Origin of the sequence: Salibaculum sp. (assembly GCF_035270045.1) — a bacterium.
Classification (GTDB): domain Bacteria; phylum Pseudomonadota; class Alphaproteobacteria; order Rhodobacterales; family Rhodobacteraceae; genus Salibaculum.
This window is the reverse complement of the sequence record NZ_DATFIP010000019.1, coordinates 55,818-68,222: the sequence shown is the minus strand read 5'-3', so window position 1 is coordinate 68,222 and position 12,405 is coordinate 55,818. Positions and strand designations below refer to the sequence as shown.

Annotated in this window: 12 protein-coding genes and 1 riboswitch; of the genes, 1 reads left to right on the top strand and 11 read right to left on the bottom strand. The window is 65.0% G+C overall.

Features of this window, described 5'->3' with window-relative positions; translation table 11 throughout:
- Positions 1–47 precede the first annotated feature (47 nt).
- Positions 48–410: a glycine cleavage system protein GcvH gene (gene gcvH, locus VJ897_RS03205; RefSeq protein ID WP_324053195.1), complete on the bottom strand. Its 363-nt coding sequence runs from the start codon at positions 408–410 to the stop codon at positions 48–50.
- An 11-nt stretch (positions 411–421) separates the two neighbouring features.
- Positions 422–1,522, bottom strand: coding sequence for a glycine cleavage system aminomethyltransferase GcvT (gene gcvT / locus VJ897_RS03200; protein ID WP_324053194.1), 1,101 nt, complete (start codon positions 1,520–1,522; stop codon positions 422–424).
- A gap of 140 nt (positions 1,523–1,662) precedes the next feature.
- Positions 1,663–1,749: riboswitch (glycine riboswitch) on the bottom strand.
- A gap of 130 nt (positions 1,750–1,879) precedes the next feature.
- Here gcvT and VJ897_RS03195 point away from each other — a divergent pair.
- Positions 1,880–2,788 (top strand): MBL fold metallo-hydrolase, encoded by a 909-nt coding sequence (locus VJ897_RS03195; protein WP_324053192.1) that lies wholly within the window; start codon positions 1,880–1,882, stop codon positions 2,786–2,788.
- A gap of 66 nt (positions 2,789–2,854) precedes the next feature.
- Here the strand turns inward: VJ897_RS03195 and hemA are convergent, their stop codons facing one another.
- The 9 genes from hemA to soxZ form a co-directional block, all read right to left on the bottom strand.
- A complete protein-coding gene (gene hemA / locus VJ897_RS03190; RefSeq protein WP_324053190.1) occupies positions 2,855–4,078 on the bottom strand; it encodes a 5-aminolevulinate synthase in 1,224 nt (407 codons plus the stop codon).
- A 6-nt stretch (positions 4,079–4,084) separates the two neighbouring features.
- On the bottom strand, positions 4,085–4,513 hold the full coding sequence (locus tag VJ897_RS03185; RefSeq protein ID WP_324053188.1) for a DUF302 domain-containing protein: 429 nt from the start codon (positions 4,511–4,513) through the stop codon (positions 4,085–4,087).
- An 85-nt stretch (positions 4,514–4,598) separates the two neighbouring features.
- A complete protein-coding gene (locus VJ897_RS03180) occupies positions 4,599–5,867 on the bottom strand; it encodes an FCSD flavin-binding domain-containing protein (RefSeq protein WP_324053186.1) in 1,269 nt (422 codons plus the stop codon).
- Positions 5,868–5,982: 115 nt separating this feature from the next.
- Positions 5,983–6,687 (bottom strand): c-type cytochrome, encoded by a 705-nt coding sequence (locus VJ897_RS03175; protein WP_324053185.1) that lies wholly within the window; start codon positions 6,685–6,687, stop codon positions 5,983–5,985.
- Positions 6,687–8,084 carry a c-type cytochrome gene (locus VJ897_RS03170; RefSeq protein WP_324053183.1) on the bottom strand — a complete coding sequence of 466 codons (1,398 nt, stop codon included), beginning with the start codon at positions 8,082–8,084 and terminating at the stop codon, positions 6,687–6,689. Before VJ897_RS03170 ends, VJ897_RS03175 begins: the two co-directional genes overlap by 1 nt.
- Complete coding sequence (gene soxC, locus VJ897_RS03165; RefSeq protein ID WP_324053181.1) at positions 8,068–9,342, bottom strand: sulfite dehydrogenase; 1,275 nt, start codon at positions 9,340–9,342, stop codon at positions 8,068–8,070. The genes VJ897_RS03170 and soxC overlap by 17 nt, the downstream gene beginning before the upstream one ends.
- Positions 9,343–9,370: 28 nt before the next feature.
- Complete coding sequence (soxB, locus tag VJ897_RS03160) at positions 9,371–11,068, bottom strand: thiosulfohydrolase SoxB (protein ID WP_324053179.1); 1,698 nt, start codon at positions 11,066–11,068, stop codon at positions 9,371–9,373.
- 109 nt (positions 11,069–11,177) lie between these two features.
- Positions 11,178–12,026 carry a sulfur oxidation c-type cytochrome SoxA gene (soxA, locus tag VJ897_RS03155; protein WP_414706664.1) on the bottom strand — a complete coding sequence of 283 codons (849 nt, stop codon included), beginning with the start codon at positions 12,024–12,026 and terminating at the stop codon, positions 11,178–11,180.
- Between the two features lie 30 nt (positions 12,027–12,056).
- Complete coding sequence (soxZ, locus tag VJ897_RS03150) at positions 12,057–12,386, bottom strand: thiosulfate oxidation carrier complex protein SoxZ (RefSeq protein WP_324053177.1); 330 nt, start codon at positions 12,384–12,386, stop codon at positions 12,057–12,059.
- Positions 12,387–12,405: the final 19 nt, after the last annotated feature.

Below are 12,405 nucleotides of genomic sequence, written 5' to 3'. Positions count from 1 at the left end.
CACCTGTTTTTCTGGGTTGAAAATACCGCGGATGGAGGCTGCGCCCCCTATGCGCCGATGAAGTCCTTGTAGGCGTCGGCATCCATCATGCCGTCCAGCGCCGAAAGATCCGCCACCTTCATCTTGAAGAACCAGGCTTCGCCCAGCGGGTCGGAATTTACCAGGTCCGGGCTGTCGGTCAGGGTTTCGTTGACCTCGACGATCTCGCCGTCCAGCGGCGCAAGGATGTCCGAGGCCGCCTTGACGCTTTCGATGACCACGACCTCGTCGTCCTTGGCCACCTCGCCGCCTGCCTCTGGCAGTTCGACGAAGACCACGTCGCCAAGCTGGGTCGCGGCGTGCTCGGTGATGCCGACCACCACGTGGTCGCCCTCGACGCGCAGCCATTCATGTTCCTCGGTGAATTTCATGTCTCTCTCCTTCAGGTCTTGTAGCTGGATGGCCGGAACGGCAGTTCGCAGACGGTCACGGGCAGGCGCTTGCCGCGCACCTCGCCCCAAAGCGGCGTGCCCAGCGCGGCATGTGCCGTGCCGACGTAGCCCATGGAAATCGCGCATCCGGTCGAGGGGCCGTGGGCGCCCGACGTCACCTCGCCCACCGACCGGGTCGCCTCTTGTTCGGCGAAGAGCGGCGTTCCGGCCCGCATCGGCGCGCGCCCCTCGGGGCGCAGGCCGACGCGCAACCGCGCGGGACCATCGACCAGATGGTGCCGGATGCGTGCGAAGCCCGGGTAATCTCCGGCCTCGCGCCGCGCCTTCTGGATCGCCCAGGTCAGGTTGGCCTCGACGGGGGTGGTGGTCTCGTCCAGATCGGCGCCGTACAGGCACAGGCCCGCCTCCAGCCGCAGGCTGTCGCGGGCGCCAAGGCCGACCGGCGCGACCGCATCATCCTCGAGCAATGCGCGGGCCAGCGTCTCGGCCGCGCCTTCGGGCACTGAAATCTCGTAACCATCCTCGCCGGTATAGCCAGACCGCGAAATCCACAGCTCCCCGAAATCTGAGGCATGCGTTTCCACATCCATGAAGCGCATTTCCACCACGTCGGGGATCAGTCGGGACAGCGCCGCCTCGGCCCTCGGGCCCTGCAGCGCCAGCAGGGCACGGTCGGTGATCTCTTCCACCTGTGTCGTCGCCAGTGCCGCACGCATGTGCGCGATGTCAGCGGCCTTGCAGGCCGCGTTGACCACAACGAAAAGATCATCGCCACGGTTGGCGATCATCAGGTCATCCAGGATGCCGCCCGCGTCATTGGTGAAGAAGGCGTAGCGCTGGCGGCCCGGTTTCAGCGTCTGCACCGCCTGGGGCACGAGAGCTTCCATCTCGGCGGCCGCCTCGGGTCCGCGCAGGATCACCTGCCCCATGTGGCTGACATCGAACAGACCCGCGTTCTCGCGAGTCCAGAGGTGTTCCTGCATGACACCGGCGGCATATTGGACGGGCATCTCGTAGCCCGCGAAGGGCACGAATTTCGCCCCCAAGCTGGCGTGCAGGTCGTAAAGCGGCGTTCTTTTCAGGTCGGCCATGCATGCTCCGGTCCGTTGGGCCGGGGGCAGGCCCCCGGGCATTGGATGCGGGCGCGGCCCGCGGTCAATGCCCCCTCTGTCCGTTTGCCTGAGATCGCTATCCCTTCGGCGGGTGCATGTGGCACCACTCTCCAGAGTCCTGTCACGCGGCGGTCCTGAAGCCTGAGAGTTTACCGGGGCGGTTGCTCCTTCGGCACTGGCGCTGCCAGTTCTCCCGTCACGCGTGGCGACCGTAGCGCGAGAGTCCCCCGATCACAAGCCCCCCGGGCCGACACGGCATTGAAAGGTTTGGCTTTGCCGTGACGCTCGGCTTGCTTTAACATAGTGAAAATTGAATATGAAAACGGGAGGAACCCCATGCAAATCGACCGCCGCACCCTGCTCTTGACCGGCAGTGCCGCCCTTGGCGCCGCCGCCTTGCCCCGCTGGGCCCATGCGCAGATCACCCTGGGCGATGTCCGCATCGACACGCTCAGCGACGGCAACCTGGTGCTGCCGCGAGATTTCCAGTTCGGCGATCTGCCACAGGACGAGGTCACGGCGATTCTCCAGCGCCACGGGATTACCGGCAACGAGCTGACGCCGGACTGCAACGTAACCCTGATGCGCGACGGCACCAACACGGTGATCTTCGACGTGGGCGCCGGGCCGAACTTCATGCCCTCCGCAGGCACTCTGTGGGAGGCGCTGGACGCGATCGGCGTCACGCCAGCCGAGGTCACACACGTGGTCTTCACCCACGCCCATCCTGATCACCTCTGGGGATTGCAGGACGATTTCGGCGATCTCGTGTTTCCCGAGGCGCAATACCTGATCGGCCGCGCGGAACGCGACTACTGGCTCGATCCTGCCACACCCGACACCATCGGCGAGGCACGCCTGGCCTTCGCAGCCGGCGCGATACGTTACCTTGGCGCGCTGGAAGATCGGCTGACGGTCTTCGAGGACGGCGCGGAAATCCTGCCCGGCGTCGCCGCCCGCGCCACTTTCGGTCACACGCCCGGGCACATGTCCTTCGAGCTGCGTGGTGGCAGTGAAAGCGTGATGGTGCTGGGCGATTGCATCGGAAACGAACACGTGGCCTTCGCGCGCCCCGAGTGGGTTTCCGGCTCGGACCAGGACCAGGAGATGGGGGCGCGGACCCGCGCGGCGTTGCTGGACCAATTGGCCAGCGAACAAATGGCCTTTGTCGGTTTCCACCTGCCCTATCCGGGGATCGGGCGGGCCGAACCGTCGGGCGATGCCTATCGCTTCATCGCGGCGTGACCGCAGAAACGGAAACGGGGCCGGTCTTCCGGCCCCGCCAAGGGAATTCCGGCAGTTTCTTCCGCGTTACTGCGCCGCCAGGGGCTGACGCGCCAACTGGCACTGGGTCCAGAGATCACAGAGCGCCCCCACGAGACGATCGATGTCCGCTTGCGAATGAACCGGGCCGGGCGTAATGCGCAACCGCTCGGTCCCCTTGGGAACCGTGGGATAGTTGATCGGCTGGATGTAGATTCCGAACCGGTCCATCAGCGTGTCGCTGATGAACTTGCACTTGACTGGGTCGCCCACCATCACCGGGATGATATGACCGGGGTTGGGAAGATGCGGGATGCCGATCTCGTCAAGCCGCTCGCGCACCTGCGCGACCTTTTTCTTTTGCAGGTCGCGTTCCGCCGCCGAGGCTTTCAGGTGCCGGATCGAGGCGCAGGCTCCTGCCGCGACCGCTGGCGGCAGCGCGGTGGTGAAGATGAAACCACTCGAAAAGGAACGCACGAAATCCACCAGGTCGGCCGAGGCCGAGATATAGCCGCCGACCACGCCGAACGCCTTGCCCAGCGTGCCCTCGATCACGGTCAGCCGGTCCATCAGCCCCTCGCGTTCGGCGATGCCGCCACCGCGCGGTCCATACATGCCAACGGCGTGCACCTCGTCGAGATAGGTCATGGCGTTGTAGCGGTCGGCCAGGTCGCAGATCTCGCGAATGGGCGCGATGTCGCCATCCATGGAATACACACTCTCGAAGGCGATCAGCTTGGGCGCATTCGCCGGCAGCGCCCGAAGCTGGGCCTCAAGGTCCTGCAGGTCGTTATGCTTCCAGATGACCTTCTGCGCCTTGGAATGGCGGATCCCCTCGATCATGCTCGCATGGTTGAGCGCGTCCGACAGGATCACCAGCCCCGGAATCCTGGCCCCCAGCGTGCCGAGCGTGGCCCAGTTCGAGACATAGCCCGAAGTGAACAGAAGCGCCGCCTCCTTGCCGTGAAGGTCGGCCAGCTCACGTTCCAGCAGAACGTGATGATGGGTGGTGCCGGAAATGTTGCGCGTGCCCCCGGCCCCGGCCCCCACGGTATCGAGCGCCCCGTGCATGGCCGCCAGCACGTCGGGGTGCTGGCCCATGCCAAGGTAATCATTGGAACACCAGATCGTCACGTCGCGGACGGCATCGTCCAGATGGTTCCGAGCCTTGGGAAAGGCACCGCGCTCCCGCTCCAGGTCGGCGAAGACGCGATAGTTGCCCTCATCCTTCAGACGCGTGAGTTCGGAGCGGAAGTAGTCGTCATAGTCCATGTCTGGTCAGTTCCCCACGGCAGCCTGGACGATCTCGTCCAGAAGGGATTCGACGGTCTGCATGGGCCCATCCGGATAGGTGCGATGCCCCACCATGACCTCGCCATCCTGTTCGGTGACGAAGACACCGTAGGGGCAATGCGCGATGTTCATCGGGTCGGCTTCCATGACCTCGCGCGAAACGGTGGCCGAGCAGAACAGGAAGACATCGGCGGCGTCGAAGATCGTGACGTCCGACCCCACGTCCTCCGCCGTACGGTTGAGCATCTCGCCAACGTGGCTGACATAGTCGACGACCAAGCCCCGGCCGATGATCTCGTTCTCGACGGCGAAGGTGGCGTCATCGAAACTGCCCTCGAAAGGTGTCATGACGGCCTCTTGCCCAAGGGCGGTCGAGGCGGTGAGGCACAGGGCCAGCGCGGCAATCGTTTTCATGGAATATCCTCCGTGTTGGCCGCCATTCTCGACGACGGGCACCCCGCGGGCCTTGACCTGGATCAAGGCCCGCGGGAACAGTCGATCAGCCGAACATGTCGGCGGTGATGCCGTCATACCAGCCGATCGATTCACGGTAGGTCGCGGCGCGGACCTCCGCGCTTTCGCCGGTGTCCGAGATGAAGCCGTCAACCTTGGCGATCTTCTCGTCCGTGGCCTCGTAGGTGGCGCCCACCTTGACCCCGTTGTCGGTGTCGATCAGCGACCAGCAGGTATTGGCAAAACGCGCCGGGAAGACGCTGGATCCGGTCAGGGCACCCCGCACCGCGTTGGCGCAGACCTTGGCCTGGCTGTTGGCCGAGAAGCCGGATTTCGGCATGTCGCCCTGCGCCGCGCTGTCGCCCAGGACATGGATGTTCTCGTCCATGGTGCTGGACAGATCGGCGGCGTTGACCGGGGCCCAGTTGCCCTCGGTGATCCCCGCGATCTCGGCGATGCGGCCGGCCTTCATGGCCGGAATCACGTTGCAGACATCGACGTTCTCGACCGCGCCACCGATCGACAAGGTCATGGCTTCGGGGTCGACCTCGATATCGTCGCCGCCGAAATCCGGACCGATCCGCTCGATCATGCCCGCATAGTTGTTGCGCCAGCCCTCTTCGAACAGGGCCTGCTTGGAAAAGTTCTGCTTGGGATCGGCGATCAGGATCTTGGCCGTCGGATTGATCTCGGTCAGCAGGTGCGCAACCATGCTGACCCGCTCGTAGGGGCCAGGCGGGCAGCGATAGGGATTGGGCGGGGCAACCATCGCATAGGTGCCGCCCTCGGGCATGGCCTCGATCTGGGCCTTGAGCAGTTCGGTCTGGCTGCCGCCCTTGTAGGCGTGGGGCATCCGGTCCTGGGCGCTGATGTCCCAGCCGGGTACGGCGCCATCGACGAAATCGATGCCGGGCGACAGGATCAGGCGGTCATAGGGCAGCGTGTAGCCGCCCGCGGTGGTCACGGTCTTGGCGTCGCGGTCCACCCCGGTGGCCCAATCGTGCAGCACGTTGATTCCGTAGTTCCCGGCCAGGGTGCCGTAGGAATGGCCGAGGCTGTCGATCTCGCGGAAGCCGCCGATGTAGAGGTTCGAGAAAAAGCAGGTGTAATAGGCGCGCGTCGGCTCGATCAGGGTGACGTCGATTTCGCCGTTCGAATCCTTGGCGATGTAGCGCGCCGCGGTGGCCCCGCCCGCGCCGCCACCGACAACGACGACGCGCGGTCGTCCGCTGCCCTGGCCCATGACAGTGGGCGCCGAAAGCGTGGCCGCGCCGGCGGCCGCGGTGCCTATGAAGGCTCTGCGATTAAGTTTCATGTCGGGTCTCCTCCCCTTTTGATGTTTGACGCACCGCTTGTCGCGGCGTCGTTCTGGTCCGGTCCGTCCAGCCCCGTTCGAATGGGGCCCCTCCCGGCCCCAAACAACCTAGCGCCTATTCGATGTTCTCGAAATAGGCAGCGAGCGCCGCGATCTCTTCGTTCGACAAGCGGCTCGCCATCATCTCCATGACATTGTGCTCGCGCACCCCCTCCTTGTAGGCATGCATGGCGGTGACGAAGATGTCCGCCGGCCAGTTGGTGATCGACGGGATGCCGCTGGCCGCACCGCTTTGCTGGTGGCAAGACGTACACTCCGTCGACAGGTATTCACCATAGGCCGGGTCGCCCACGATGGCGAGGATTTCGGGATCGACCTCGTGATCCACGGCGGCGGCGGTGGGCGCGGCCTCGGGGATATTGGCCGGGTCGGCCGAGAAACGACGCAGATAGGCCAGCAGATCGGAGCGGTCCTCGGCGCTTTTCATCCCGACATAGTTCATGCGGGTGCGGCTGACGAAGACGCGGGGGTTCTCGATGTAACGGTCCAGCGACTCGAAGGTCCATTTCAGCCCGGCATCGGCCCGCAGCATCATGTCCTCGGAATAGCGGAAGCCCTCGATTGCGCCCGCCTGGCGGTCAAAGATCCCGTTGAGATGCGGACCGACGCGGTTGCGCGCGCCCTGACCAACCTGGTGGCAGGACGCGCAGTCCGAGCGAAAGAGCGCTTCACCCCGGTCGGGATCTCCGCCCACCTGGGCGGCGCTGCCGCTGCCCAAGCCGGCGACGAGCACCGCCGGTAAAAGCGCAGCGCGGATCATCACTGCGCCTCGAAGGTCGAAAGGTATGCGGTGATCGCCGCGATCTCTTCCTCGCTGCGCAACCCGGCGAAGGACATGTTGGTCCCCGGCATGGCGCCGCGCGGATCGGCCAGGTATTCCCCGAGGTTCTCGGGGCCCCAGACCTCGCCGGCCTCGGCGGCCTCCTGGAAGACGCCCGAGTAGCGGAAGCCATCGATCCCGCCGATGGTGCGGCCGAGCACGCCATTGAGGTGCGGCCCGACGCCGTTGCGGGCACCCTCGCCCACCTGGTGACAGGCGCGACACTTGCGGAAAACGCCCTCGCCCTCTTCGACCAGGGCCGGATCGACCGCAGCAACCGCGGTGGTCTCGTCCTCGGCGGCAGCCTCTTGCGTAGCCGTCTCCTCGGTGGTCTCGGCGGCGGCTTCGGTCGCCTCGGCCTGCTCGTCTTCGGGCGTCACGTCCAGCACGCTGGCGCGCATGGTGATCTCGACACTGTCCTTGCAGTTCTCCATGCAGGGCTCTTCGCTGAAGGCCGGTATCTCGCCCTCGGCACGGTCATCCATGAAGAAGCCATCCTCGTTGGGCAGGCTGACCTCGGTGAAATTGTCCTGCGACAGTTCGAAATCGTCATCCACCAGGTTGTTGAGGTAGAGGATGTAGGCCGTGATCGCGTAGACCTCGTCGTCGGTCAGGCTCTGGGCCTGGCCGTAGGGCATGGCGCGGTGCACGTAGTCCCACACGGTGGACAGGTACGGCCAGTAGGAGCCGGGCGTCTTGACCGGGTCCTCGTGTTCGAGCGTGTCCCAGCCGCCGGCCAGGACGGGCCAGCGCGCGCGGCCTTCTCCGAAGTCGCCATGGCACTGGGCGCAATTCTCGATATAGGCCTCTTCGCCGGTCCAGACATCGCCCGAGCCCGCGGGCAGGCCGGCGCCGTCGGGGCGGATGTCGATGTCCCAGGCGGCAACCTCTTCGTCCAGCGCCTCGCGGCCCAGGTCGAAGCTGATCCCGTCAAGCTCGCCGATCATGGGGCTTTCGTGGCTTTCCGCCCAGGCGGCGCCAACGAAAAGCGCCGGTGTCGAGGAACCGCCCTCGAAGGTGTCACCGGTATCGGCGGTGGCCTCGGCCGTGACGGTTTCAGGGGCCGCGGTCTCGGCCTCGGCGACGGTGTCTTCGGCCACCTCCTCGACCATCTCGGCCTCGGCGACCTCCGCGGTGACCTGCTCGGTCACGACGGCCTCGGCCTCGGCAGTCTCGGCTTCGGCCGTCTGGACAGCCATGGCATCGGCCTCGGCCTGCGCCGTGGCGGCGGCAATCTCGGCGTTGTGGGCTGCACGTTCGGACAGACCGACGCTCAGCGCGATGACCGAAGTCGCGGCCACGGCGACCAGGGCGAGTTGATTAGGAAATTTCGACATTCTCGGCCTCGCCATTCTCGTTCACGTACCAGGTCTGGATACCGTTGTTGTGGTAGATGGAGTTCTCGCCCCGCCATTCGCGCAGCTGGTCCTTGGTGGGCTGTACATAACCGGTGCTGTCATGGGCGCGGCTCTGCAGCAGCAGCGGCTTGCCGTCCCATTCGAACTCGAAATAGAAGCGGTGCATGGACTTGCTCAGGCTGGGACCCGACATGCGGGCCTGGTGCCAGGACTTGCCGCCGTCCAGCGTCACGTCCACCCGCGGAATCGTCCCGCGGCCCGACCATGCCACGCCGGTCAGCACGGTATAGCCGGGGCCATGGGTCAGCGGCGCTTGGGGGCTGGGATTGGTGATGACCGATTTGGCGTCCATCTCCCAAGTGAAGCGGCGCGCCTCGCCGTTTTCCAGCAGGTCGGTATACTTGCTGGTTTCCTCGCGGTGGTGCCAGGGCTTGTCACCCACCTCGATGCGGCGCAACCACTTGACCCACATGTTGCCTTCCCAGCCGGGCACGACCAGACGAACAGGATACCCCTGTTCGGTGCGCAGCGCCTCGCCGTTCATCTTGAAGGCCACCAGGCAGTCGTCCAGCGCCTTTTCCATGGGGATCGAACGGGTCATGGCCGCAGCATCGGCGCCCTCGGGCAGGATCCACTTGGCGTTGGTCTTGATGCCCGCCTCGGCGAGCAGCAGCTTGAGCGGGATGCCGGTATACATGACGTTGTGGATCATCCCGTGGGTGAACTGGCAGCCGTTGAGCTGCGCGCCCGCCCATTCCATGCCGGTGTTCGCCGCGCATTCCAGGAAATAGACATGGTTTTCGCGCGGGAACCGCATCAGGTCTTCCATGGTGAAGACCAGTTCGCGGTCCACCAGGCCGTTGATCATGAGGCGGTGTTCGGCCGGGTCGATCTCGGCCGCGCCGCTGTGGTGACGCTCGAAGCAGACGCCGTTGGGCGTGATGATCCCGTCAAGCTCATGCAGCGGCGTGAAGTTGATCGAGGAAATGTTGTCGGCCGTCAGCCAGTCCACCGTCCGGCGCACCACGTGGCGTTCGTGCCGGGATGGCATGCCATAGGGGGCGGCATCCACGCCATCGCCCAGGTAGACCTGCCAGTCCTGCAATTCGGTGATCGCCGGGTCCGGGGCGGTCTGCCCCTTGGCGACGGTGGCGGCAACACTGCCCGCGCCAGCGGCGGCAGCCCCTGTCAGGAAGGACCGCCGCGACGGCTTCATGCCCTTGAACTTCATGTCCATGTCTCGTCCTCTCGATACGTCAATCGGCTCAGGCGCCGACGACCTTGACGCTGGTATTCGGCGTCACGGTCACGGTGCCCTGCTTGCGGATATGGTCCTCGACCACGTCCCAGATCTGCGGGCCTTCGGTGCCCTCGTTCACGGAGGCCCAACCGGCGACCACGTAGGTCTTGGCCGGATCGATGGCCTCGCCCGTGGAAAGCAGCGTCATGTCGGTGATGCGGCTGCCCTGGGGCTTGGTGATGTCGATGCGGTAGCCCATGCCCCCGATGCGGACCATGTCACCACCCTGCTGGTAGTAAGGGTCGGGATTGAACAGGTTGTCGCCCACGTCTTCCAGGACCGTGTGAATGAACTCGCCCGTCATCTCGGTTCGGTAGGCCCGGCCATAGGTCATCGAGGTGACGTTCCAGATATCCTCGCGCGTGATGTCCTGACCGGGCAGGATGGACGGCCCCCAGCGCACGCCGGGCGACATGGCGATGTCGGCCTCGCGTTCGCTCATGAGCGCGTCGCAGATGAGGTCGTCCCAGGAGCCGTTGAAATTGCCCCGCCGGTAGAGCAGCCCGTCGGTCTGGCCGATGACCTCCTCCAGCTGGTCCTTGAAGGGCGCGCGTTGATCGTCGATCAGGCCGGAGACTGTCGGATCGGGCGCGATCACGTCCGAAAAGATCGGGATCAGCTTGTGGCGGAAGCCCATCATGCGACCATTGCGGATATCAAGATCGACGCGGCTGACGAACTTGCCGTTGGAGCCCGACGCGACGACGATCGTGTCCCCCACCAGCACGGGTTCGGGCAGGGCGTCATGGGTGTGGCCCGACAGGATCACGTCGATGCCGCTGACGACCGAGGCCATCTTCTTGTCAACGTCAAAGCCGTTGTGCGACAGGCAGACCACGCATTCGGCCCCCTGGGCGCGCACTTCGTCCACCATCTGCTGCATGTGCTCGTCACGGATGCCGAAGGAATAGTCGGGGAACATCCAGCCCGGGTTGGCGATGGGCATGTAGGGGAAAGCCTGGCCGATCACCGCCACCTTGACGCCGCCGCGCTCGAAAAACTGGTAGGGTTTGAACTCGGCCGCGGGTTCGTCCCACATTGCGTCGAATATGTTCTGGCCCAGCGCGGCGAAGGGCAGGTCAGCGACGATGTCGCGCACCCGGTCCTGGCCCAGGGTGAATTCCCAGTGGAAGGTCATGGCATCGGGCTTGAGCGCGTTCATCACGTTGACAACGTCCTGCCCCTCGGTCTGGTAGCAGGTGTAGGAGCCGTGCCAGGTGTCGCCACCGTCCAGCAGGATCGCGTCCGGCCGGTCGCCGCGGATCGCGTTCACGACCGTGGCCACGCGATCCATGCCGCCCATCTTGCCGTAGGTCCGCGCAAGCGCCGAGAAATCGTTGTAGGTCAGGGCATAATGCGAGGGGCTGCCATCCTCGATCCCGTAGAGCTTGCGGAACTCCGCGCCCGTGATGTGCGGCACCACGCCCCTGTTCGCGCCCACGCCGATATTGACCTCCGGTTCGCGGAAATAGATCGGCTTGAGCTGGGCGTGGATGTCTGTGATGTGGATCAGCGAGACATTCCCGAAGGTGTCGAACTGCAACAGCTGGTCCTGCGTCAGGGCCTGCTGCGCGGCCAGTTTGCTCCAGTTGCCGAAGCCGGAAGCCCCGACCATGGCCGAGGCGGCCATGGAGGCCTGGAGAAAATCACGACGGGAGATCATGGGCGGATCCTTCTGGTCTTGGTCTGCCTTCGCGCCTTCATATGCGCAAAAGTGAATATATCAGGTGCAAGAAAACCCACGCCGGCGGAGCCAGCGCGGGTTTCCCTGATCAGTTGCGGACGGCGGGGCCCTCGACCGTCAGGCCGTTGCCGCGCGAGGCGACGTAGAGTTCCAGCGCGAGGAATTCCTCGCTGCCCACCGCGAAGGTCTCGGCGCGGGTATCGCGGATGCAGCCGCGAAAGCGCGAATGCGTGCCGTTCAGGCGGGCATTCTTGAGGCGGTAGGTCGGAAAGCCGTTGATCTGCCCCTGGGACAGGTGATCGGCCCGGATGTAGTTGTCGTAGTTCAACTCGTGGCAGGAGGCGCAGGACAGATCCAATTGGCCGAAGCGGGTGTAGTAGAGTTCCTTGCCCATTTCCCAGGTCTCTGCAGCGGGGCCGTCGATGGCCACGTCGACGACCTGACCACGTCCGACCGAGGAGATCGCCGCCTCCATCGCCAGCATGGGTCGCGAATCCAGTCCGTAGGGCTCGGCGCCCATCTGGTTCACCCGGCAGTCGTCCACCTGCATCTGGATGTTGCGGACCTCGCCGGCCTCCTCGTTCCACTTGGGATAGGTGGCGCGGACCATTCCCATGGAGTCTTCCATGGCACCGTGGCAATCGGCGCAGGACTTGCCCTCGGCCCCCTCGGCCGTGTTCCATGCGGACATACCGTTGTCGGCGTCGATCATGGCCGGGTTCTCGAAATCGTCCATCTGGAGTTGCTGGGTTTCGGAGGCCCGGAAAGTCCAGCCCGAACGCACGGTCGGCACCGCGCCGTCCAGGTGGGCCGCCGGCTCGGTTTCGGTGATCATCTCGATCTCGCCGTTGACGACCAGGTCCTCGGCATTCGCCGCCAGCGGCGCGGCCAAAAGGGCCAGCCCGCAGGCCGCGGTCTTGAGTGTGGACATTGTCATTATGTTGTTCCTCCCTGTGGTCCGTCCGCCTCAGCTGACGGCGATGTCCTTCGATTCCTCGTAGACCGAGCCGTCGTCGTCGTACCAGGTGAAGGCGAAGGTGCCGCTTTCGGGCACGACGGCCTGGAACTCGATGAAGGGATTGGTGGAAATCGCCGGTTCGAGGATCATTTCCATGACGCTCTCGCCGTTGAAGTCACAGGTGAAGCGATTGATGATCGACCGCGGGATGGTGTTGCCGTCGCTATCCTTGCGCTGGCCCGACTCCATCGGGTGCGAGATCAGCGTCTTGATCGTGATGGTGTCGCCGGCGGCGGCATCGCGGGGGACGCGGACGCGGGGGGTAACGTTGTCTGCCATGTCTTGTATCCTCTCCTTG